We start from the raw sequence: 24,726 nt of genomic DNA, 5'->3' as shown, positions 1-24,726 counted from the left end.
TTGAATAAAAAAATATATAGAAAAAGATGTTATAATATTTTTATAATATTTATATTTATTTTTACGATATTAGTATGTAAAATAATAACTTATCAATATTTAGATACTAAAGAATTTAAAGTTATGGCGGATAATCAGTATCAATATAGAGAAAAAGTACAAGAATTAAATTATAAGCTTTTGGATCATAATGGTACAGAATTGTTAGAATGTACTAATAAATATTATGCAGTTATAGATCCATATACTTATCTAACAAAGAATTATTATACAAAATCTGAGGATATATATGCATTAAATATTATTTTAAAAAATTATAACAAAAATTATGATATTAATAAAATTAATTTAAAGAGCAATAGTAAAAAAATGAAGTTCCAGGTTGATAAAAATACATATAATAAATTAATAAAAATTAGAGGAGTAAAAGGATTTTACGCGTATACATATGTAGGAGTGAACAGAGATAGTGCTTGGTGGAAAATAGAAAATATTATAACAAATACAAATAAAGTTATTAATAATCAGTTTAAGAAAAAAACTAAAAATTCAATAGAAAGTCAAATTGCTGAAAAAACTAAAAATAATAAATATATATATAATGTTTTTAAAAAGGATGTTTATGGTAATATATATAATGAATACTTAACAATACCACAAGAAAATATAAATGTTAGATTAACGTTGGACAGAAATATTCAGGAAGTCATGAAAAGAATATTGGATAAGCAGAAGTATTATAAATATAATCAAATTGGTGCAATATTAATGGAAACCAATACTGGAAAAATAAAAGGTATGGTACAAAAGGATGATTCGAAGCCAAATATAAACTTAGGAGTAGCTACGAACCATGGATTTTTCCCAGGGTCAATATTTAAAGTTATAGTTGAAGAGGCTGGTCTAGAAACGGGTAGGGTTTCACTTAATCATATATATAAAATAAACTCTAATTTAAGTAAAAGATATAAGGGTCATGAAAAACATGAATATATGAATGCAGGTCAAGCATTAATAGAATCATCTAATGATATATATGCACAAATTGGAGTGCACGTAGGCATTGATAAGATTAATCTGTATGCTAAACAACAAGGATTATTTGAAAAAGTATTGAATTTTGATGAGGAAATTAATGGAATATTTGAAGGAGATGAAGATGAGGTTGGAGATGTAGAACTAGCATCTTTTGGACAAAAACAAAGAATTACTCCAATTGAAGCTATAAGCATACCTAATACAGTAGTAAATGAAGGAGTTTATGTTAAACCGTATATAATTGAAGCATATGTAGATAATGATAATAAAATTATAGAGAATGTAAATAATTTAGAAAAAAAACAAGTATTAAGTAAAAATATAGCGAATGCTTTAAAAAGTCAAATGATTGATGTCGTGAAATCACAGTATGGTACAGGAAATCAAGCATACATAAATAATATTGAAGTTGGAGGAAAAACAGGGACTGCTGAAAGGCAAGAAGAAAAAAATAAATATTATGACGGTTGGTTTATAGGATTTTTTAAAGTCGATAAAAAATATTATTCTATGATAATTTTTGTAGAAAATATAGGAAATATTAATAGTGGAGGAAATACTGCTGCACCTATTTTTAAAGATATAGTAAAGGAAATATATAATTATTTAAATAAATTTTAGGTGTACATGCAAATTTTTCTATAACAATCATATTATAGTAATAAGCACTATTAGGAGGATATCCTTGTGTTTTTTATTAACTGTTTAATGAATATGATTGGGAATATGACATTTTTTACTGCTTATGTTAGTAATGGAACTTCTTTTCCACAACCATTAAATGAAAAACAAGAAAAATATTATTTAAATAAACTAAAAGAAGGAGATGCTTTATCTAAAAGTATTTTGGTAGAAAGAAACCTAAGACTTGTAGCTCATATTGTAAAAAAATACTCTTATCCCCATAAAGATATAGATGATTTGATATCAATTGGAACAGTAGGTTTAATTAAAGCTATTGATTCTTTTGATAGTTCAAAGGGGACTAGACTTGCGACATATGCTGCGAGATGTATTGAAAATGAGATACTTATGCTTATTAGAAATACTAAAAAATTCAAAAATGAAGTATATCTTCAAGAACCCATAGGAATTGATAAAGAAGGTAATGAGATATCTCTTATGGATGTATTGAGTAGCAATGAGGATTCAGTTGTTGAAATTGTTCAAAGTAGAATACAGATAAAGAAGCTTTATGATAAAATAGATACATGCTTAACACAAAGAGAAAATAATATTATTAAAATGAGATATGGGCTGGATGATGGAAAGCCAAGAACTCAAAGAGAAATAGCAAATCTTTTAGGAATTTCAAGATCATATGTATCTAGAATAGAGAAAAGAGCGCTAAAAAAACTATATAAGGAGTTTAATTGTATAAATAAAAAATAATCAATATTAATACAAATATTACAACTATTACAATAAGGTATTATAAAAATCATTTTAAATTAGCAAAAATAAGATATAAAGTTATTTTAGGTATTAAAAAATATTAAAAATTTACGAAAAATAACTATAAATAAAAATAATGTTTTGACGAAATATTATAAATTAACATTGTAACATAATAGGGGGAAATAATATTGATGACTTTAAATGAGCTATTGGAGAAAACAGTTAAAGAAAACGCATCTGATTTACACATAACTGTAGGTATTGTACCAACGTTAAGAATTAATGGTAAACTTAGTGGCATAGGTGATAAAAAGTTAACAACTAATGATACAAAAAAATATGTAAAGGAACTTTTAGGAGAGACGTATGGTGAATATGAAAAAAAAGGAGAAATAGATACTTCATTTTCATTACCGGGAGTAGGAAGATTTAGAATAAATGTATATAAACAAAGAGGGAGTGATGCTATTGCTATTAGAGCTGTAGGATTAAAAATACCGACTTTAAATGAAATAAAAATGCCGTCAATTATAAAGGAATTAACCAAAAAGAAAAGAGGTCTTGTACTTGTTACAGGACCAACAGGGAGTGGTAAGAGTACTACACTTGCAGCGATGATAAATGAAATAAACTCTTCAAGGGCTGCTCATATTATAACATTAGAAGATCCTTTAGAATATTTACATAGGCATAATAAGTCAATAATTAATCAGAGGGAAATAGCAAAAGATACATTATCATATAAATCGGCATTAAAAGCAGCATTAAGAGAAGATCCAGATGTTATACTTGTAGGAGAAATGAGAGATCTTGAAACTATTTCTACAGCAATTACCGCAGCTGAAACAGGTCATCTGGTATTATCAACTTTACATACCATAGGAGCAGCTAAAACCATAGATAGAATAATAGATGTTTTTCCACCTTATCAACAGCAGCAAATAAAGATTCAATTAGCAGCTGTCCTTGAAGGAATCATTTCTCAACAATTAGTAACTAGAAGTGATGAAAACGGAAGAATAGCAGCACTTGAAATAATGATATTAAATTCTGCTATACAAAACTTAATAAGAGAAGGAAAGACTCATCAAATACAATCTTCAATTCAAACAGGAAGTAAGTATGGAATGAAAACTATGGATAGTAGTTTAGCTGAGTTGTATAAAAAAGGATTAATCTCATATGAAAGTGCATTAACATATTCTATTGATAGAGATATGTTAAAAAGAATGATTACTTTATAAATGTGTACAAAAATATAGTATTTAAATATTTTTTGTGTTAAAATAATTATTAGGTCATAGAATATGATGGGAATAATTAGCATAAAAGTATTTTGTTTTATAAAATATTGTATTATAATTATATCTAATAAAAAAAACCATTAAATATTCTTACAGAATAAAAGGAAAAAAGAATTTTTTGTTGAATATATATTTTAAGAGATTCTGTAAGGGAGGGTAAACCAGATGCACAAATATATAGTAGGGCTAGATATAGGATCATCTAATGTATATGGTGCTGTTGGAAAAGTAGATAATACTGGTGAAATACGTATAGTTGGGATTACAGCTGTAAAATGTGATGGATTAAAAAAATCAGTTGTAGTGGATATAGATAGTACCTCTCGAGCTATTAAAGAGTGTGTTAAAAATTTAGAGAGAATGGTAGATATAAATATTTCTAATGTTTATGTGACTTTACCAGCAGGTGTGAGTGAACTAATTTATAATAAAGGCATAGTTGCTGTAGCTTCAGATGATAAAGAAATTAAAGAAAATGATGTGATGAGAGTATTAGAAGCTGCTAAATTAATAACTGTTCCTTCAGATAAAGAAATCATAGGAATTGTTCCTCACCAATATATAGTAGATGGGTATGATCATATTATTGAACCTATTGGTATGAGTGGTATGCGACTTGAAGTTGATGCTCAAGTAGTTATGGCACAAAGTACTATAGTAAATAATCTGAGAAAAAGCATTAGTAGAGCTGGAATAAATATTAATGGTGAAGTTTTACAACAGCAAGCAATTTCACAAATAGTTTCTACTAGTGAGGAAAGAAGAAGAGGTATCGCTTTTATAGATATTGGATCACAAGTAACGGATATTTCTATATATAAAAAAGGAAATCTTTGTTATACTGGTATGATGCCATTAGGTGGAGATAACATTACAAATGATATATCTATATGTTTAAAAATACCTTTTATAGAAGCAGAAAAATTAAAAATAAAATATGGGGATTTAAGCAAAAAAGGTGATAATACAAAGATTAAAATTAATACAGGATACAATGATGTTAAGGAAATAGAACTGAATTATTTAAATCAAATAATAGAAGCTAGATGTGAAGAAATACTACGTTATGTTATGGACAAGCTTAAACAAAATAATTATAATGATGAAATTTCAGGACTAGTTATAGTTGGAGGCGGATTAGCTTTATTTAATGGTATTAATATTTTTGCTTCAAATATTTTAGGCAAATCTGTAAAAATAGGTTCTCCTAATTATATGGGAGCAGCAAGTCCTGTATATACTACTGTTGTTGGAATTATTAATGATATTGTAAATACTATGAAAATAAGCAATAATTTAGATGACCTTGAAAATGAGGTTAACAATGATTCAAATATAAGAAATAATTTTAAGAAAAAAGAAAATAAAGATAATTTTGTATCAAAACTAAAAGAATTTTTTAATGAATTTTTTTAGTAAGGAGGTTATTATTGTGCTAGATTTTGATGTAGATGTTCAACAATTTGCTAAGATAAAAGTTATAGGATGTGGTGGCGGAGGAAATAATGCTGTTAATAGAATGATTGCAGAAGGTCTTAAAAATGTTGAGTTTATAGGTATTAATACAGATAAGCAAGCATTGGCTGTTTCTAAAGCTTCACAAAAGATACAGATAGGTGATAAACTAACAAAAGGATTAGGAGCAGGAGCTAATCCGGATATAGGCAGAAAAGCTGCTGAAGAAAGTAAAGATGAAATTGAGCAAGCAATAAAAGGTGCAGATATGGTATTCATAACAGCTGGAATGGGAGGCGGTACTGGTACAGGTGCTGCACCAGTGGTAGCAGAAGTTGCAAAGGCTATGGGAATATTGACTGTAGGGGTTGTTACAAAACCGTTTCCATTTGAAGGTAGAAAAAGAATGCTTCATGCTGAAATGGGAATAAAAAGTTTAAAAGAAACTGTAGATACTCTTGTAACTATTCCAAATGAAAGATTGCTTTCTATGGTTGATAAAAAGACTTCATTAGTAGAGGCGTTTAAATATGCTGATGATGTTTTAAAACAGGGTGTACAAGGTATATCAGATTTAATTACTATTCCTGGACTTGTGAATTTAGATTTCGCTGATGTTAGAACTATTATGTTAGATAGAGGTTTAGCTCATATGGGAGTTGGACAGGGAACAGGAGATAACAGAGCTCAAGATGCAGCTAAACAAGCTATTTCGAGTCCTTTGTTGGAAACTTCAATTGTTGGTGCAACAGGAGTACTGTTAAACGTAACTGGAGGACCAGATTTAGGATTACTTGAAATAAATGAAGCTGCTGAGATAGTTCAAGAAGCTGCTGATCCTGATGCTAACATTATTTTTGGTGCTGTGATTGATGAAAATCTAAAAGACGAACTAAGAATAACTGTTATTGCTACAGGATTTGAAGAAAAAATAAAAGAAGAAAAAACGCCACCCCCTTTAAAGCAAAAAGAACAAATTAGTAATAAAGAAAATAATATGTCGTCTTTTAATGAAGCAGCAGCTTCAAGAGAATATGAACAGGTTGATTTGGAAGTCCCTGCTTTTTTAAGAAGATATAATAAATAAAAAGTGCTATATAGCGCTTTTTTTTTATAAAAAATTACCTGTAAAATGAAAAAAATGTAAAAACAATCAAATATAAAAAAACTTTTTAAATATAAGAAATGACAAAATTTTGAAATAAATAGTTATATAATTAGTTTAAAGGAGGGGGGAAGTTGATTGTTTATTTAGATATATTTATTATAGAAAACTTTATAGTGAATTTATTTTTACTATATATTACAGCTCAAACTTTAAAAGTAAATACAAAACTACTTTATAAGATTTTAGCTTCAATAATAGGTACTTTATATGCTGTGATTTCAGTATATACAAAATTTAAATATTTATTTTATATTCCAATTAAATTAGCAGTTGCAGTAAGCATGGTTATAATTTGTTTTAAAAAGAGTAATTTTTTATTTAATTTTAAAGCTTCTTTGTTATTTATATTATATTCTATGTTATTGGCTGGTCTGTGTCTATTTATTGAATTGAATAGTACTATAAAGATAAAAATGAATTTTGATACTTTTTCATATAAAGGTTTATTAGCATCAATTATGATAACGTATATATTAATACATAGAATAAGTGTTTACATTAGAGGAAGAAGACAATTAGGTAATTTAATATATGATGTAGATATAGTTGTAAATAAAGATAAAAAAAAGGTAAGAGCTTTTCTAGATACTGGTAATGAACTAACAGAACCTGCTACTAGCTTACCGGTAATAATAGTTGAAAAAAATATATTTAAAGATATGGACTTTAATATTAAAAATAAATTTTTTATTCCTTATAAAGTTATAAATGGATGTTGTGGTAAGTTAGAAGGATTTAAACCTAAATATATTAGAATATATATGGAAGATAGATTTGAGGATAGACAGGTTATAGTTGCTTTTTGTGATAATCAATTGAGTACTTTAAATGATTATAATGCATTATTATCTAGGGGAATTCTTTAAGGAGGGGTGGATTTTGATTAAATTTAATATCCTGTTAAACAGATTATTATTAAAATTTAAAATTTTCTTTGGAAAAGTATATTTTATAGGAGGAAATGATGCTTTGCCTCCTCCACTTTCAAAGGAAGAGGAAGAAAATCTTGTTACTAAAATTATAGATGGGGATGAAAGTGTAAGAACTATTTTAATTGAAAGAAACTTAAGGCTAGTAGTATATATAGCTAGGAAATTTGAAAACTCTGGAATTTTAGTAGAAGATTTAATTTCAGTAGGTACAATTGGACTTATAAAAGCTGTAAATACTTTTGATCCAGAAAAAAAAATAAAGTTAGCTACTTATGCTTCTAGATGTATAGAAAATGAGATATTAATGTACTTAAGAAGAAATAATAAGGTGAAAGCAGAAATTTCTTTTTATGAGCCATTAAATACTGATTGGGATGGAAATAAGTTGTTATTATCAGATATTTTAGGTACAGAAAATGATATGGTATATAATTTTATTGAAGATGAAGTTGATAAACAACTTTTATTTATAGCTATGAAAAAATTAAGCGATAGAGAAAAAGAAATAATAAAATTAAGATTTGGATTAAGTGGCAAAGGGGAAAAAACGCAGAAACAAGTTGCAGATTCGCTTGGTATTTCTCAATCTTATATATCAAGATTGGAAAAAAGAATAATTAAAAGGCTTAAGAAGGAAATTAATAAAATGGTATAGATTGTCCTTAGTATAAAAAATTGCTCCTCAGGGGATAATTTAAATGCCACTACTCTGAGGGAGCTGATTTTTTATGATGATAAACAAAGTAGAGATCTGTGGGGTAAATACTGCTAAATTACCTGTACTAAAAGGAAAAGAAATGAAAGAACTATTGTTAAAAATGAAGGATGGTGACAATGTTTCAAGAGAGAAATTTATAAGAGGAAATTTGAGGTTAGTTTTAAGTGTAATTCAAAGATTTAATAATAGAGGTGAAAACGTAGACGATTTATTTCAGGTAGGATGTATAGGGCTGATAAAGGCTATTGATAATTTTGATTTGAGTCAAAATGTTAAGTTTTCAACTTATGCTGTGCCAATGATAATAGGAGAAATACGAAGATATTTGAGAGATAATAACTCTATTAGAGTTAGCAGATCACTAAGAGATATTGCATATAAAGCTCTTCAGGTAAGAGATAGACTTGTAAGTAAACAGAATAAAGAACCTACAGTTTCACAAATAGCAAAGGAATTGAATATTCCAAGAGAAGAAGTTGTATTTGCGTTAGATGCAATCCAAGATCCAGTATCACTATTTGAGCCGATATATCACGATGGAGGAGATGCTCTTTATGTAATGGATCAAATAAGTGATAGTAAGAGTGTAGATGAAAATTGGCTTCAAAAAATATCTATTAAAGAAGCAATGAAAAAATTGAATGATAGAGAAAAAATGATATTAAATATGAGGTTTTTTCAAGGGCGTACACAAATGGAAGTAGCTGATGAAATAGGAATATCCCAAGCTCAAGTATCAAGACTTGAGAAGACGGCATTAAAACATATGAGAAAGCAGATATAGAGCCTAAAGGCTCTATATTTTTTATGATAAAAATAAGAGTAATAATATGAAAGAAGACATACATATATTTGTACAAACACTAAAATCTTAAAGGGGGCTGATTTCATGGAATTATATTCCATAAATAATTTGAAGTCCATGGAAGTTATAGATATAAATACTGGTTCTAAATTAGGCTTTATTAGAGATTTAAAAGTTGATTGTGAAAATTACAGAATTATATCGTTAATAATACCTACTGAAAAGAGTTCATGGTTTGATAAAAATGATTATATGGAGGTCATGTGGGATGAAATTATTAGAATAGGAATAGATGTAATCTTAGTAAGTAAAAGAGAATTGAGTTTGGATAATAAATAGTGGAATTTTATATAAAAAAAAGTTATAATATATCATATGCAATAATATAGAAAAAGGACGTGATAACTTGAAATGTCCATACTGTGGCTTTGAGGAAAGTAAGGTAGTTGATTCTAGATCTACAGAAGACCATAAGGCAATAAGAAGAAGAAGAGAATGTTTAGAGTGTAATAAACGGTATACTACATATGAAAAAATAGAAGATATACCTATTTTGGTTATAAAAAAAGATTCAAGTAGAGAGTATTTTGATAAATCTAAAATAATTAACGGATTATTAAAAGCTTGTCAAAAAAGACCTGTTTCTAGAGTACAAATCGATGCGATTGCTGATGAAATAGAGAAGAAAATGAGCAATGAAATGGTTACTGAGGTCAAATCAGAGTATATAGGTGAATTGATAATGGACAGACTTAAAGATATTGATGAAGTTTCATATGTTAGGTTTGCTTCTGTATATAGACAATTTAAAGATGTTAATACTTTTATGGAAGAAATAAAAAATTTAATGTCTAATAAAAAAATGCCCTAATGGTAATATGAGGGGCATTTTTTTGTGTTAAAATATAGTTAAAAAAGTTAATTTATATAAATAATTTATTATTATGTTTTATAATAATGTTAAAATAAAAGGAGCAGATATATGAGTGATAATGATTTTAAACTGAAGGGATATGAATTTTTAAAATTTAAAGAAGATAATGCTGAAATATATTTTTCTACTGCTAGAGGTGACTTGGACTTTAATAAGAATACTCAGCTAGGATTAAAAAATATAAACAAATTAAAAAATTGGTTTAATTTAGAAAGAGTAGGATATCTTAATCAGATTCACGGTGATAAAGTTTATAAATATGATGGAATGATTTACGATGGAGATGCAATTATTACAGACAAAAAAAGAATAGCAATAGGAGTTTTTACTGCTGATTGTGTACCTATTATTGTATATGATAAAAACAAGAAAGTTATTGCTGCTGTACATAGTGGGTGGAAAGGTACTATAAAAAATATTTCTATAAGAGCAATAGAAAAAATGATTGAAGATTATAATAGTGAAGTTAAAGATTTAAAAATATATATTGGTCCACACAATATGGGGTGTTGCTATGAGGTTAGTGAGGAATTGATTTTGCAATTTAAAAGTTTGGAATTATATAAGGATATAGATATATCAATTGATAGAAAGTTAAACTTGCAGAAATGTATTTTAAAACAACTCTGGAGTATAGGAATAGAGAATAATCAAATTAATACTTTGAATATATGTACCTTTTGTAGCAAAAAATATAAATTACATTCATATAGAAAAAACAAAGAAGAAAGTGGAAGAATGTTTTCATTTGTATTTATAAAATAAATTTACCGTTGGAGGTATAAATTTAATGGCTGAAGAAAAAATATTAGTTGTTGATGATGAAGAACATATACAAGAACTTATAAAGTTTAACTTAAACAAAAATGGGTATAAGACCGTATGTGCTGGTGATGGTCTAGAAGCTTTGAACTTAGCTAGAAAAGAAATGCCGCAATTGATTTTATTAGATGTTATGTTGCCAGGAATGGATGGATATGACGTTTGTAAGGAAGTAAGGCGAGATAGCTCAATATCGAACATACCCATTATTATGATAACTGCAAAAGGTGAAGAACTGGACAAAATTTTGGGGTTAGAATTGGGAGCAGATGATTATATAACAAAGCCTTTTTCTATAAGGGAATTGATAGCAAGAGTTAAAGCTATTTTAAGAAGAACAAAAACGGAATACATGGATAATGTATTAAAATTTGGAAACTTATCCATTGATTTTCAAAAACATGAAGTTATAAAAAGCGGATACAAAATAGATTTAACTTTAAAAGAATTTGAATTAATTGAAGTGCTTATTAAAAATAAAGGAAGAGTTATGACAAGGGATTTTTTATTAGATAAAGTTTGGGGATATGAATATATTGGAGAAACTAGAACTGTTGATGTTCATATTAGACATCTAAGAAAAAAGGTAGAGGATGATGATAAAAACCCTAGATTTATTCAAACTATAAGAGGGATAGGATATAGATTTAATCCAGGTGAATAATGATGAAAATGAAAAGTAAACTTATGGTATCAATACTTAGTACAATAGTGCTAAGTTTAGCTATGGTTACAGCACTTTATATGATGATAGTTAATTATCAACATGAACAAAATACAAAGAAGAGCTTAATGATGAATAATGAAATTGCTATTAATTTAATAAATTCTAGTATTATTTCTAATAGAAGTGCTTATATAAAAAATTTTGGAGAATCTCGTTTTAGGGTAACATTAATAGGTCCTAAAGGGGTTGTAATCAGCGATTCTGATATGGTATCTTCTAATTTAGATAATCATAATAGTAGAGAAGAAGTATTACAAGCTCGCAAATCAGGAGAGGGGTATAGTATAAGGTATAGTGAATCTTTAGGTAAAACCATGATGTACTATGCTACAACTTTTGAAGATGGATACATTATACGAAGTGCAATGCCTATGGAAATAGTTACTGGATTTGAAGGAAAATATCTACAATACTATTCAATTGTATTAATTATTGTTTTTGCAATAGCAGTTTTATTCTCATCAAAACTATCTTATGTTATTGTGAAACCAATTAGAGATTTAGAATTTATAACATCTAGAATTGCAAAGGGTGAATTTCATAGAAGAGCAAGTATAAATACTAGAGATGAGATAGGACAGCTAGCCAAGACTTTTAATCGTATGGCAGACAAACTTCAATATACATTAAAAGATTCCATAGAAAAACAAAACAAGTTAGAAGCAATATTAAAAAGTATGGATAGTGGCGTTATAGCAGTTGATAGAAGTTATACAGTAATAATGATCAATCCGTATGCTCAAAAAATTTTCGGTGTGAAAAAAGAAATAATAGGACATAATTTAATGGAAGGTGTCAGGAATCACGAGTTAGAAGATATATTTAAAAATAATGAAGAGTCTAAAGAAATAAAAATACTTTGGCCACAAGAAAGAGAATTAAAAGTAAAAACTGCTGATATTATTAGTGACAAGGAGCATATTGGCACTGTTGCTGTTGTTCAAGATATTACAGATATAAAAAGATTAGAAAATATAAGAAGTCAATTTGTAGCTAATGTATCTCATGAATTAAAAACTCCTCTTACTTCAATAAAGGGATTTTCGGAAACGCTAAAATATGTTGAAGATTCTAAAACAAGAGAGAAGTTTTTATCTATAATAGAAGATGAGGCAGATAGATTAACTAGATTAATAAGTGATATCTTAGTTTTATCAGATATTGAGCAGCAAAAGAATTGTAGAATAAAAGAGAAAATTAATGTTAAGATAATTATTAATGATGTTTACAATTTAATGAAACATGCGGCGGATAAGAAAAATATAAAAATAGAAGTTGTTTCTGAAGAGGAATCTATAATATATGGTGATAAAGATAGATTTAAGCAAATGGTTATAAATCTTGTTGATAATGCAATAAAATATTCTGAACAAAATGATACTGTATATATAGGGAATAATGTTAAAAATAATAGAAGCATTGTTTGGGTTAAGGATACAGGGCAGGGAATATCTAAAGAACATATGCATAGATTATTTGAAAGATTCTACAGAGCAGATAAGGCTAGATCTAGAGCACAAGGTGGAACTGGGCTAGGACTTGCGATAGTTAAACATATAGTATTAAGTTTTGGTGGAGATATTTATGTTGAAAGTGAAATAGAAAAGGGAACTAAGTTTACAGTTGAAATACCATTATAAGGCAGCATAGGCTGCCTTATTTTTTTATTTAGATAAGGTTAAAATATATAAATGTTAATTTTAGTTAACATTTATATAATACGAGTTAACATTTACATAATCTATAGTTAACTTTTCTAGTGTATAGTATATTTTGTAAGAAGCAAATTAGGATATTAAAGCATGAATGGAGGAATTATAAAATGAAAAAAAGATCAATTAAGGTGTTAACATCTGTTTTAGCAATAACTCTTATTGGAGGGGTATTTGTAGGGTGCGGTAATAATACTAAAAAGGATAGTATTAACACAGGAAAAGAAATAAGTGGTTCTATTACTGCTTCAGGATCATCAGCGCTTCAACCTTTAGCAAAAGCAGCTGCTGATATGTTTATGCAAAAACATGTTAAAGCTACTATAAATGTACAAGGTGGAGGAAGTGGAACTGGTCTTTCACAAGTTGCACAAGGAGCAGTAGATATTGGAAATTCAGATGTGGTTGCTGAGAAAAAACTAAAAGGTGATAAAGCTGCATTGGCAAAAGATTTAGTTGATCATAAAGTGTGTGGAATAGGATTTGCAATAGTGTTAAATGAAGGAATTCAAGTTGATTCTTTAACTAAAGTTCAAATACAAGATATATTTCAAGGAAAAATAACTAATTGGAAAGAAGTAGGGGGACAAGATTTAAAAATTGAAGTTATAAATAGAGGAAAATCTTCTGGTACAAGAGCTACATTTGTAGAAAAAGTAATGGATGGAAAAGAAGAAGCTGATGGAATAGGTACAACTCAGGATTCAAGTGGAGCTGTTCAAAAATCAGTTCAAGCTACCAATGGTGCTATTAGTTACTTAGCATTATCCTATTTTGTAAATGAAGATGCTAAAAAAGGTATAAAATTAATAAAATTAGATGGTTCTGAACCAACTATTAAAAGTATTGCAGCAGGGAAATATACATTTTGGGCTTATGAACATATGTATACTAAAGGAAAAGCTTCTGGTTTAACAAAAGAATTTATAGATTTTATGATGTCAGAAGAAGTTGCACCAATTATTGAAAAAAAGGGATATATTCCAGCAAGTGCTTTGAAATAATTTTAATAATATAAGGTGAAAATTTATAAAACTAAGACGGATTGTTTTACAATTGGCCTTAGTTTTATATAAAAAATATTTATTTGAGGTAAGAGATTATGAATAAAAATAAAAGTTGGCAGAAGTTAAAAAATGAATATTTAGGAAGAGGTTTTTCTACATTTTGCGGTTTATTGATAGTAGTTTTAACATTAACAATAATAGGGTTTGTAGCTTTTAAAGGGTTAAGTACATTTATTATTAATGGATATTCATTAAGTGAATTTTTGTTTAATAAAACTTGGAAACCAGATGCTGATACTCCTCAGTTTGGCGCTTCTATATTTATTATAGGATCAACATTAGTGTCTATAGGATCTGTAATCATAGCTGCACCTGTAGGAATAGCGTTGGCTGTATTTATGAATTTAATTTCACCTAAACTTGGGATAAAAGTGTTACAACCTGCAATGGAATTATTTGTAGGCATTCCTTCTGTTATTTATGGCTGGGTTGGAATAAGTGTTTTGTTACCATTAATTAAAAAAGTATATGGAGGAGTAGGTTTTAGCTTGTTAGCAGGTATAATAGTACTCACTATAATGATTTTACCAACAATAACAAGTATTTCTTCAGATGCTATTAAAACAATTCCTCGTGAATATCTAGAAGCATCTTATGGATTAGGAGCAACAAGGTGGCATACAATAATTAAAGTAGCTATTCCGGCTGCTAAAAATGGTATTTCAACTGGTGTTGTATTAGGACTTGCCAGAGCTTTTGGAGAAGCTTTAGCTGTTCAAATGGTTATAGGTAACTCGATTAAAATACCGAAAGGAATTGTAGATACCACTACAACTTTAACAAGTGTTCTTACAATGGATATGGCAAATACTATATTTGGTACTGAATGGAATAATGCGCTATGGTCTATGGCTTTATTGCTCCTTGTTATGTCGTTTATATTTATACTAATTATAAGAGCTATAGGAAAAAGAGGTGAAATATAATTGTTGGATCCAAAAAAGAAGGACAAGATTGCTACATTTATACTATATATAATTTCAGGATTTATAGTAATGTTACTTGTAGCTTTTATTGGATATATAATTTATAATGGGCGAAACTGTTTTAATATTAATTTTTTATTTGGAAAGCCATCATTAGATGTTGGAGGAGGAATTGGACTTCATTTATTTAATTCATTTTATATGCTTGTAATATCTTTATTGATAACTGTTCCATTAGGAATAGGAGCAGGTATATATTTAGCTGAATATGCTAAAAAAGGTGTTTTGCTAAATGTTATCAGACTATGTATTGAGACTATGGCATCATTACCTTCAATAGTTGTTGGATTATTTAGTCTTCTGGTGTTTGTTAATATGATAGGAGGGGGTTATTCTATTTTTGCAGGTGCTATGGCTATAACTATATTAAATTTACCTGCAATGACAAGGGTGAGTGAGAATGCTATAAAAGAAGTAGCTAAAAAGGTTAAAGAAGCAAGTTTAGGATTGGGAGCTACTCAATGGCAAACAATAAAACAGGTTATATTACCTTCTGCTATACCTCAAATTTTAACGGGCATAATATTAGCTTCGGGTAGAATTCTTGGAGAGGCAGCAGCATTATTATATACAGCAGGTATGAGTGCTCCAAATGTACGCATTAGCAATGGTACAGCTTTTGATATTTTTAGACCAGCTGAAACACTAGCGGTGTATATTTGGCAGTTGAATTCAGAAGGTATGGTTCCAGATGCAGGTGAAATAGCTAATGGAGCATCAGCTGTACTTATAATTATGGTGCTTTTGTTTAATATTTTAGCTAGAGTAGTAGGTAAAAAGATATATCAATCCTATACTGGGACTAAATAAGGAGGAATAAAATGAATATAATTGAAGTTAAGGATCTTAATTTATTTTATGGAAATAAACAAGCTTTATATGATATTGATTTAGATATACCTAAAAATGCAGTAACAGCTTTAATAGGACCATCTGGATGTGGTAAGTCTACATTTTTAAGATGTTTAAATAGAATGAATGACTTAATTGATGATGTGAAAATTGATGGTATAGTAATATATGAAGGTGGAAATATATATTCTTCAAATTATGATGTGATTGAACTTAGAAAAAAAGTTGGTATGGTTTTTCAAAAACCTAATCCATTTCCTATGAGCATATATGATAACGTGGCATATGGTCCCAAAACTCATGGGATAAAAAATAAAGTTAAACTTGATGAGATTGTTGAAAAAAGTTTAAAAGGTGCAGTGCTTTGGGATGAAGTTAAAGATAGACTCAAAAAAAATGCTATGGGACTTTCAGGAGGACAGCAGCAAAGGCTATGTATAGCAAGAACACTTGCAGTAGAGCCAGAAGTAATATTAATGGATGAACCTACATCAGCATTAGACCCTATATCAACATTAAAGGTTGAGGAATTAATGGATGTGCTAAAGAAACAGTATACTGTTGTGATTGTTACACATAATATGCAGCAAGCAGGAAGAATATCAGATAATACGGCATTTTTTTATAATGGTATAGTTGTAGAGTACGGAAAAACAGAAGATATGTTTTGTAATCCTAAAGATAAGAGAACGGAAGACTATATTACAGGTAGATTTGGTTGATAATATTAATGAATGAGGTGAGCTAATGTCTGCAAGAAAAACGTTTCAAATGGAACTTGATAAATTATATAATGACATATTAAGGATGGGAAGTATTGTTGAAAAACAAATACAGCTTTGTATTAACTCATTAGAACAACAAGATGTTGATTTGGCTGATAAAGTTATAGAAAATGATGATAGAGTAGATAAGCTTATGAGAGATATAGAGGAGAAAAGTATTAAGTTAATTGCTATGCAACAGCCGCTAGCTACAGATTTGAGGTTTATATTTACATGTATTAATATTGTAACTGATTTAGAAAGAATGGCAGACCATGCTGTAGATATTGCAAAAATTACTAAAAGATTAAAAAACGAGGTTTATATAAAGGAACTTATCGAGATACCTAAAATGGCTAAAATAGTTAGTGAAATGATAAAAGATGCTTTAGATTCATATGTTAATAGAGATTTGCAAAAAGCTTATGAGATATCTAAGCGAGATGATGTAATAGATGAAATATATAAAAATATATTTAGTGAAATGTTAGAGATAATGAGTAGGGATAAAACTAAGATTGAACAAGCAACTCAATTTTTGTTTGTTTGTAAATTTCTTGAAAGAATAGCGGATCATGTAACTAATATATGTGAGTGGACAATTTATATAGTAACAGGTGAACAAGTGGATTTAAATGAATAATAATTTTGTAAGATTTCTATGTATAAAATTTATTTAGTTAGCTTATCCATTTAAGAGTGTATATTTTCTAGAGTATAATAAATTGAGTGTAGATATTTTAAATCTATGCTCTTTTTGTTGAAATTAAAAATTTATGTAATCAAAACATTATTTATTGTAGATTTTAAGTAATTTATAATTTATTGTTATTATGTATAGGATTTTAACTAATAATATAAATATAGTGAAATTTAACTTGTCAAATCTTGACGGATTTATTAAGTTAATGATAATATAATTTAATGAGTTAATATAGGTAAAAACTTATAAATTTGATAATAAGCATTTTCAAGTGTCTATTATTAAGAAATTGATTAGGAGGAGAATATAAATGGCTAAACCGATAGTTGCAATAGTTGGAAGACCTAATGTTGGTAAATCTACATTATTTAATAAATTAGCAGGTAAAAGAATAGCAATAGTTGAGGACACACCAGGAGTTACAAGAGATAGGATTTATGCAGAAGCCGAATGGTTAAATAATAAATTCACAATAATTGATACAGGTGGAATAGAACCTGAGAATGATGATATTATTATATCTCAGATGAGAAGACAGGCACAAATAGCTATTGAAATGGCTGATGTTACTATGTTTATAGTAGATGGCAAACATGGTTTAACAGATGCTGACAATGAAGTTGCACAGATGCTGCGTAAGTCTAAAAAATCAGTGGTATTAGTTGTTAACAAAGTTGATAGAAATTCAGACGAAGATAATATATATGAATTTTATAATTTAGGAATAGGAGATCCTATAGCAATATCTTCTTCTCAAGGATTAGGACTTGGAGATATGCTGGATAAGGTAGTTGAAAAATTCCCAAATGATGCTTCAGAAGAAGATGAAAACGAATATATAAGAGTAGCCGTAGTGGGAAGACCTAATGTTGGAAAATCTTCTCTTGTTAATAAAATTTTGGGTGAAGAAAAACATATAGTTAGTGATATACCTGGAACAACTAGAGACGCTGTAGATAGCTATATAGAAACAGAATATGGAAAATTCACTTTGATTGATACAGCAGGATTAAGAAGAAAAAGTAAGATAAAAGAACAAATAGAAAGATACAGTGCTGTGAGAACTCTTGCTGCTATTGAAAATGCAGATGTATGTTTATTAATGGTAGATGCAAATGAAGGAGTAGCAGAACAAGATGAGAAAATAATAGGATATGCACATGAATTGAATAAAGCAATAATGATTATTGTTAATAAATGGGATGTAATAGAAAAAGATGATAAAACAATGAATAAATTTAAGACTGAAATAGGTTATAAGTTATCATTTTTAAAATATGCTCCATTCTTGTTTATATCAGCTAAAACAGGTCAAAGAGTAAATAAAGTATTAAAAATGGCTAGAAGTTGTTATGATAACTATACTAAACGTATAAAAACAGGAGTATTAAATGAAGTAATCAGTAAAGCTGTTATGATGAAAGAACCTCCTATAGTTGGAACGAGTAGATTAAAAATTTATTATGTTACTCAGGTTGCAATTAAAGCACCTACATTTGTGTTCTTTGTAAATAACCCTGCTTTATTACATTTCTCATATGAAAGATATCTTAAAAACCAATTAAGACAGAATTTTGATTTTGATGGAACAGGAATTAAATTGCTATTTAGAGAAAGGAAGGAATAGTATGTCTGATATTACCTTCATAGGTGGAGGGAGTTTTGGTACGGCATTAAGTGTTATGCTTGGTAAAAAAGGGTATAGCGTTAATGTTTGGGACAGAAATCAAGATGTTATTCATGATATAAATGTAAAAAGAGAAAATATAAAATATATGCATAATGTTGTGATACCAGCTAATGTAACAGCGTTTTATGACTTGAATGAGGCTTTGGATAATAGTAAGATAATTGTATTGTCAGTGCCTTCTCATGCAATACGTGATGTGTGTAAGAAAATTAAAGAATGTATTAGTAAAGATGTTGTGATTGTGAATATTGCTAAAGGAATAGAAGAAAGCTCTTTAAAAAGACTTTCAGAGGTAATAGAAGAAGAAATGCCTGTCAATCCGGTTGTTGTGTTGTCTGGACCTAGTCATGCTGAAGAGGTAGCGCTAGACATACCTACAACTGTAGTAGTTACGTCTAAGGACATGAAGTGTGCAAAACAAATTCAAGATGTATTTATGACTAATAAATTTAGAGTTTATACTAATGACGATATGGTTGGAGTAGAAATTGGAGGAGCTGTTAAAAACATCATAGCACTTGCAGCTGGAATATCTGATGGAAGTGGATATGGAGATAATACAAAAGCAGCTCTTATGACTAGAGGAATGAGTGAAATTATAAGAATAGGTATAAAACTAGGAGCTAAGCCAGAAACATTTTATGGATTAACTGGAATGGGAGATTTGATAGTTACATGTACTAGCATGCATAGTAGAAATAGAAAAGCTGGAATATTGATAGGAAAAGGATATACTGTTGATGAAGCTTGTAATGAAGTAGGAATGGTAGTGGAGGGAGTAAAAGCTTGTAGAGCTTTCTATAAATTAAAGGAAAAATTAAATGTAACTATGCCGATTACAGATATTTTATACAAAGTTTTATTCCAAGATAAAGAAGCAAAATATGGGGTGTATGAATTAATGTCTAGGGATAAAAAGGATGAAGTTTATTAAGTTTAAATTTAATAGTATATAAATTAAGTCAGCTTAAAGTTTAGCTGGCTTTTATTTTATTTTTTGTAATATTTTTAAGATTTTTTAATATATATATAATGTTAAAAATAAGTAATTGTTGGGAGGGTAAATCTTTGGAAAACTTTAATATATATAAAGATATTGCCGATAGAACACAAGGAGATATATATGTTGGAGTTGTTGGACCTGTAAGAACTGGAAAATCAACATTCATAAAAAGATTCATGGAACTTATGGTTATTCCTAATATAGAAAATGCTTACAAAAAACAAAGGGCTAAAGATGAACTGCCTCAAAGTTCATCAGGTAAATCTATTCATACAACAGAACCTAAGTTTGTACCAAATGAAGCTGTTGAGATTGATTTGAATGGTTCAACTAAATTTAAAGTTAGGATGGTTGATTGTGTTGGTTATATTGTTAAGTCGTCATTAGGATATTTGGAGGAAGAAGAACAACCTAAAATGGTAACTACACCATGGTATGACTATGAAATACCATTTGAAGAAGCAGCGGAGATCGGAACCAAAAAAGTTATTAATGAACATTCAACTATTGGTATTTTAGTAACTACTGATGGCTCAATAACAGGGATAAATAGACAAGATTATGTTGAACCAGAAGAAAGAGTTGTTAATGAATTAAAAGCGATTAACAAACCGTTTATAATGGTTTTAAATTCTAAAGATGTAACTTCTCCAGAGACATTGGAAATGAGAAAGAATTTAGAGGAAAAATATGATATACCTGTTCAGATTATGGATGTAGCAAATATGAAAGAAAATGATTTAACGGATGTATTTCAAAGGGTACTTAAAGAATTCCCAATAAAAGAGATTAACATAGACATGCCAGAATGGATTGAACAATTAGAAATTAATCACTGGCTAAAAAAAGATTTTATGACTTTAATTAAAGATATGAGTAAGAATATTTATAAAGTCAGAGATGTAAAAAAATTTGTAGATGGATTTATAGAATTTGAATTTTTGGAGAATTCTAAGCTCAATGAAATAAATATGGGAGAAGGTACAGCCAATTTGCAGTTAAATCCTAGACATGAGTTGTTTTACAATGTATTAAGCGAGGTTTGTAATACAAATATCAATGGAGAAAGCCAATTATTGAACATAATGAAAGATTTAAGTGAAGCAAAAATAGAATATGAAAAAATATCAGATGCTTTAAGTGATGTTAGAGAAAAAGGATATGGACTTGTATCACCACAATTAAGTGAGATGAGGCTTGAAGAACCTGAAATAGTAAAACAAGGCACTAGATACGGAGTTAAATTAAAGGCAAGTGCACCTTCATTACATTTTATTAGAGCAGATATTCAGACAGAAATTTCTCCTATAATGGGTACGGAAAGAGAAAGTGAGGAATTAGTTAAATCTCTGTTGGAACAATTTGAAAATGAACCTTCTAAGATATGGGAAAGCAATATGTTTGGTAAATCATTAGAAGTATTGGTTAAGGATGGTCTTCAAAATAAACTTTATAAAATGCCAGAAGATGTTCAAGGTAAAATTCAGAAAACATTAGAAAAGATTATAAACGAAGGTAATGGTGGATTGATTTGTATTATTTTATAATATAAATTTTATTATTAATTCTAGTATTAACATAATATTGTTAATTTTTATTTTAATTATGTAACTTATATTTCCTATAATTAATATTATAATATGGGAGGTGTAATTTATGGAAAAATTTAAGAATTATGGATTATGGGTATCTATATTTGCATTTATACCAATGGTATTAGAAGCTTTTGGACTTGACATTTTACCTGGAAATTATGATCAACTTGTAAATGCGTTCTTGACTATTTTAGTTTTAGCTGGTATTATCAGCAATCCTGAAAAAGGAAAAGGATATTTAGATGATAAAAATAAAGAGTTTAAACGATAAGTCTGGATAACCAGGCTTATTATTTTTTATAATTTATATTACTTTTACATATTTTATGCTTTATTATAAAATAGGAAAGTAAGTTAAGTAAATAATAATATTAGAAAATATAATTATATATTTTATTTAAAACAAGGAGGAGGTTAATAATGAAAAAAGTTGCAGTAATTTTTAATGGTGGAACTATATCTATGAAAGTAGATTCTAGAATCCAAGCTGCAGTACCAACTTTAAGTGGTGAAGAAATTATGGCTATGGTAACAGGAATTGAGAGGTATGCCGAAATAGAATGTTTTAATTTTTCAAATTTACCAGGACCTCATATGGCTCCAAGAAAAATGATGGAATTATCAGAATATATACAGAAAATTTTACTTAGAGATGATATAGTTGGAATTGTAGTTACACATGGAACAGATACTTTGGAAGAAACGGCTTATTTTTTAGATTTAACCATTAATAATAAAAAACCAGTAATTATTACAGGATCAATGAGGAACAGTTCAGAACTTGGATATGATGGGCCAGCTAATTTAGCAGCTTCTATATGTACAGCTATATCTGAAAAGGCAAGAGGAAAAGGCGTACTGGTTTGCTTGAACAATGAACTTAACTCTGCAAGTGAAGTTACTAAAGTAAATTCCATGAAATTAAATACTTTTCAAAGTCCAGAATTAGGTCCTATAGGAATTATAGACAATAATCAAGTTATTTTTTATAGAAATTTAGTGGCTAAAACACATATATATACTGATAAGTTAGAAGAAAACGTATATTTAATAAAATGTGTTGCTGGAATGAATTCTGATATGATAGATTTTTGTATCGGAAAGGGAGCTAAAGGAATAATAATAGAAGCTTTGGGAAGAGGCAATGTTCCACCTGAAATGGTTTCTGGGATAGAAAGAGCAATAAATAATGGGATTGCTGTAGTTATGGTTTCAAGGTGCTTTGAAGGAAGAGTTCTAGATACATATGGATATTATGGTGGAGGAAAGCTTTTAAGAAATATGGGAGTGATTTTGGGAGGTACACTTCCAGGGCAAAAAGCAAGAATAAAGCTTATGCTTGCTTTGGGAAAAACTTACAATTTAAAGGAAGTAAGAAATGTTTTTTAAAAAATAAAACGAATTATATATAAAATATAATTTTGGAATATTCGTAACGGGTTGACAAATATAAAAATATTTGCTATTATAATTTTGAAAAAAGAAATAGGAATACCACTAACTCATATAATCCTAGAAATATGGTCTAGGAGTTTCTACCAAATACCGTAAAAATTTGACTATGAGTAGTCTAAGTGATGTGTATATAAGCATTTAACCACTTGAGATTACTCATAATCTAAGTGGCTATTTTTATTTTAAAATTATATTATATCACTTACTAGGAGGTACAACATGGAAAACTTTTTCAAACTCAAAGAAAATGGAACAGATGTAAAGAAAGAAATCATTGCAGGTATAACAACATTTTTGGCAATGGCATATATTATTGCGGTAAACCCTGATTTGCTAGGAATTGCAGGAATGCCTAAAGGTGCTGTTCTTACTGCAACATGTTTAACAGCAGGATTAAGTACGATTTTAATGGGAGTATATGCTAACTTGCCATTTGCTCTTGCTTCTGGAATGGGACTTAATGCGTTTTTTGCTTTTAGTGTGTGCAAAGGGTTGGGAGTTGATTGGACAGTAGCTCTTGCAGCAGTATTTGTAGAAGGAATTATATTTATTGTTTTATCATTAACGAATGTTAGGGAAATTGTTGTTAATGCTATTCCTATTACCTTGAAGTTAGCAGTAACAGCTGGTATAGGTTTGTTTATAGCTTTTATTGGATTTGTAAATGCAGGTATAGTAATAAAAGATGATGCTACGTTAGTTAAAATGGGTAACTTTACAACTCCGCCGGTTATAATAGCTGTTATTGGTATTATAGTTATAGTTGTTTTATCTAAAAAGAATATAAAAGGAGCATTATTGTGGGGAATAGTTGTAAGTACAATAGTAGCTTGGATTTATGCATTAATGAATCCAGAAAAGGCTGCAGAAGTTTATCATATATATCTTCCAAATGGAATTTTTAAATTTGAATCATTAAAACCTATTGCGTTTAAGTTAGATTTATCATATGCATTTTCTAATCAAATAGGAACATTTCTAACTGTAGTAGTAACATTTTTATTTGTTGATTTCTTTGATACGGTAGGAACTTTGGTAGGAGTTGCATCAAAAGTTGGTATGGTGGATGAGCAAGGAAAAGTTAAAAATGCAGGTAGAGCTTTATTGGTAGATTCAATAGGTACAACTGTAGGAGCTTTGTTAGGAACTTCAACTGTAACAACATATGTAGAAAGCTCAGCTGGAGTTGCTGAAGGGGGAAGAACGGGACTAGCTTCAGTAGTAACAGGAACGTTATTTATAGTTGCTATGTTTTTCTCACCACTATTTATTGCTATTCCAGGGTGTGCTACTGCACCAGCTCTTATAATAGTTGGATACTTTATGATGGAAAATGTAGTAAAAATAGATTTTGCAAATTTTACAGAAGGTGTACCAGCGTTCCTTACTATTGCTTTAATGCCTTTAACATATAGCATTGGAGATGGATTAACTATGGGAATTTTATCTTATGCAGTTTTGAATCTTATAAATAACATATTTACTAAGGATGAAGATAAAAAGAAAAAAGTGTCGCCTGTAATATATATACTTGCAATCTTGTTTATTGGAAAATTAATCGCTACAGGAATTAGATGAAAATATTAAAGAGAAAAATA

At 28.7% G+C, this 24,726-nt stretch carries 24 protein-coding genes and 1 riboswitch; all 24 genes read left to right on the top strand.

Annotated elements, in window-relative coordinates; all coding sequences use genetic code 11:
- The 24 genes from OW763_RS06685 to OW763_RS06570 all read left to right on the top strand — a co-directional run bounded on the left by OW763_RS06685 (nt 1) and on the right by OW763_RS06570 (nt 24,706).
- The gene (locus tag OW763_RS06685) at nt 1–1,659 is read left to right on the top strand and encodes a penicillin-binding transpeptidase domain-containing protein (RefSeq protein ID WP_336296881.1); all 1,659 of its coding nucleotides are present in this window, start codon (nt 1–3) and stop codon (nt 1,657–1,659) included.
- 66 nt (nt 1,660–1,725) lie between these two features.
- Nucleotides 1,726–2,430 carry an RNA polymerase sporulation sigma factor SigK gene (gene sigK, locus OW763_RS06680; protein ID WP_268040305.1) on the top strand — a complete coding sequence of 235 codons (705 nt, stop codon included), beginning with the start codon at nt 1,726–1,728 and terminating at the stop codon, nt 2,428–2,430.
- Between the two features lie 194 nt (nt 2,431–2,624).
- Nucleotides 2,625–3,680 (top strand): type IV pilus twitching motility protein PilT, encoded by a 1,056-nt coding sequence (locus tag OW763_RS06675; RefSeq protein WP_268040304.1) that lies wholly within the window; start codon nt 2,625–2,627, stop codon nt 3,678–3,680.
- Between the two features lie 225 nt (nt 3,681–3,905).
- Complete coding sequence (gene ftsA, locus OW763_RS06670; protein WP_268040303.1) at nt 3,906–5,156, top strand: cell division protein FtsA; 1,251 nt, start codon at nt 3,906–3,908, stop codon at nt 5,154–5,156.
- Between the two features lie 16 nt (nt 5,157–5,172).
- Entirely contained in the window at nt 5,173–6,282 is a 1,110-nt protein-coding gene (gene ftsZ, locus OW763_RS06665) for a cell division protein FtsZ (protein WP_268040302.1), read from the top strand.
- Between the two features lie 152 nt (nt 6,283–6,434).
- Entirely contained in the window at nt 6,435–7,229 is a 795-nt protein-coding gene (gene spoIIGA / locus OW763_RS06660; RefSeq protein WP_268040301.1) for a sigma-E processing peptidase SpoIIGA, read from the top strand.
- Nucleotides 7,201–7,950: an RNA polymerase sporulation sigma factor SigE gene (gene sigE / locus OW763_RS06655; RefSeq protein WP_418921799.1), complete on the top strand. Its 750-nt coding sequence runs from the start codon at nt 7,201–7,203 to the stop codon at nt 7,948–7,950. The genes spoIIGA and sigE overlap by 29 nt, the downstream gene beginning before the upstream one ends.
- A gap of 73 nt (nt 7,951–8,023) precedes the next feature.
- Entirely contained in the window at nt 8,024–8,797 is a 774-nt protein-coding gene (sigG, locus tag OW763_RS06650) for an RNA polymerase sporulation sigma factor SigG (protein ID WP_268040299.1), read from the top strand.
- 105 nt (nt 8,798–8,902) lie between these two features.
- Nucleotides 8,903–9,157, top strand: a complete 255-nt coding sequence (locus OW763_RS06645; RefSeq protein ID WP_268040298.1) for a YlmC/YmxH family sporulation protein — start codon at nt 8,903–8,905, stop codon at nt 9,155–9,157.
- A 67-nt stretch (nt 9,158–9,224) separates the two neighbouring features.
- On the top strand, nt 9,225–9,689 hold the full coding sequence (gene nrdR, locus OW763_RS06640) for a transcriptional regulator NrdR (protein WP_268040297.1): 465 nt from the start codon (nt 9,225–9,227) through the stop codon (nt 9,687–9,689).
- Between the two features lie 111 nt (nt 9,690–9,800).
- Nucleotides 9,801–10,517: a peptidoglycan editing factor PgeF gene (gene pgeF / locus OW763_RS06635; protein ID WP_268040296.1), complete on the top strand. Its 717-nt coding sequence runs from the start codon at nt 9,801–9,803 to the stop codon at nt 10,515–10,517.
- 25 nt (nt 10,518–10,542) lie between these two features.
- Nucleotides 10,543–11,238: a response regulator gene (locus OW763_RS06630; protein WP_268040295.1), complete on the top strand. Its 696-nt coding sequence runs from the start codon at nt 10,543–10,545 to the stop codon at nt 11,236–11,238.
- Between the two features lie 8 nt (nt 11,239–11,246).
- Entirely contained in the window at nt 11,247–12,941 is a 1,695-nt protein-coding gene (locus OW763_RS06625; protein WP_268040645.1) for a HAMP domain-containing sensor histidine kinase, read from the top strand.
- Between the two features lie 182 nt (nt 12,942–13,123).
- Nucleotides 13,124–14,017, top strand: coding sequence for a phosphate ABC transporter substrate-binding protein (locus OW763_RS06620; RefSeq protein WP_268040294.1), 894 nt, complete (start codon nt 13,124–13,126; stop codon nt 14,015–14,017).
- A gap of 98 nt (nt 14,018–14,115) precedes the next feature.
- On the top strand, nt 14,116–15,006 hold the full coding sequence (pstC, locus tag OW763_RS06615) for a phosphate ABC transporter permease subunit PstC (RefSeq protein WP_268040293.1): 891 nt from the start codon (nt 14,116–14,118) through the stop codon (nt 15,004–15,006).
- Between the two features lie 3 nt (nt 15,007–15,009).
- Nucleotides 15,010–15,876 carry a phosphate ABC transporter permease PstA gene (gene pstA / locus OW763_RS06610; protein ID WP_268040644.1) on the top strand — a complete coding sequence of 289 codons (867 nt, stop codon included), beginning with the start codon at nt 15,010–15,012 and terminating at the stop codon, nt 15,874–15,876.
- An 11-nt stretch (nt 15,877–15,887) separates the two neighbouring features.
- The gene (gene pstB / locus OW763_RS06605) at nt 15,888–16,640 is read left to right on the top strand and encodes a phosphate ABC transporter ATP-binding protein PstB (protein ID WP_268040292.1); all 753 of its coding nucleotides are present in this window, start codon (nt 15,888–15,890) and stop codon (nt 16,638–16,640) included.
- 25 nt (nt 16,641–16,665) lie between these two features.
- Nucleotides 16,666–17,325 carry a phosphate signaling complex protein PhoU gene (gene phoU, locus OW763_RS06600; protein ID WP_268040291.1) on the top strand — a complete coding sequence of 220 codons (660 nt, stop codon included), beginning with the start codon at nt 16,666–16,668 and terminating at the stop codon, nt 17,323–17,325.
- A gap of 370 nt (nt 17,326–17,695) precedes the next feature.
- On the top strand, nt 17,696–19,012 hold the full coding sequence (der, locus tag OW763_RS06595; protein WP_268040289.1) for a ribosome biogenesis GTPase Der: 1,317 nt from the start codon (nt 17,696–17,698) through the stop codon (nt 19,010–19,012).
- Between the two features lies 1 nt (nt 19,013).
- Nucleotides 19,014–20,009 (top strand): NAD(P)H-dependent glycerol-3-phosphate dehydrogenase, encoded by a 996-nt coding sequence (locus OW763_RS06590; protein ID WP_268040287.1) that lies wholly within the window; start codon nt 19,014–19,016, stop codon nt 20,007–20,009.
- A 134-nt stretch (nt 20,010–20,143) separates the two neighbouring features.
- Complete coding sequence (gene spoIVA, locus OW763_RS06585) at nt 20,144–21,625, top strand: stage IV sporulation protein A (RefSeq protein WP_268040286.1); 1,482 nt, start codon at nt 20,144–20,146, stop codon at nt 21,623–21,625.
- 109 nt (nt 21,626–21,734) lie between these two features.
- Nucleotides 21,735–21,944: a holin gene (locus OW763_RS06580; RefSeq protein WP_268040285.1), complete on the top strand. Its 210-nt coding sequence runs from the start codon at nt 21,735–21,737 to the stop codon at nt 21,942–21,944.
- 149 nt (nt 21,945–22,093) lie between these two features.
- A complete protein-coding gene (locus OW763_RS06575) occupies nt 22,094–23,062 on the top strand; it encodes an asparaginase (RefSeq protein WP_268040284.1) in 969 nt (322 codons plus the stop codon).
- A 93-nt stretch (nt 23,063–23,155) separates the two neighbouring features.
- Nucleotides 23,156–23,255: riboswitch (purine riboswitch) on the top strand.
- 92 nt (nt 23,256–23,347) lie between these two features.
- Nucleotides 23,348–24,706, top strand: coding sequence for an NCS2 family permease (locus OW763_RS06570; RefSeq protein WP_268040283.1), 1,359 nt, complete (start codon nt 23,348–23,350; stop codon nt 24,704–24,706).
- Nucleotides 24,707–24,726: the final 20 nt, after the last annotated feature.

It is taken from the genome of Clostridium aestuarii (assembly GCF_026735135.1).
Classification (GTDB): Bacteria; Bacillota; Clostridia; order Clostridiales; family Clostridiaceae; genus Clostridium_H; species Clostridium_H aestuarii.
This window is presented reverse-complemented; position numbering and strand designations above follow the sequence as displayed.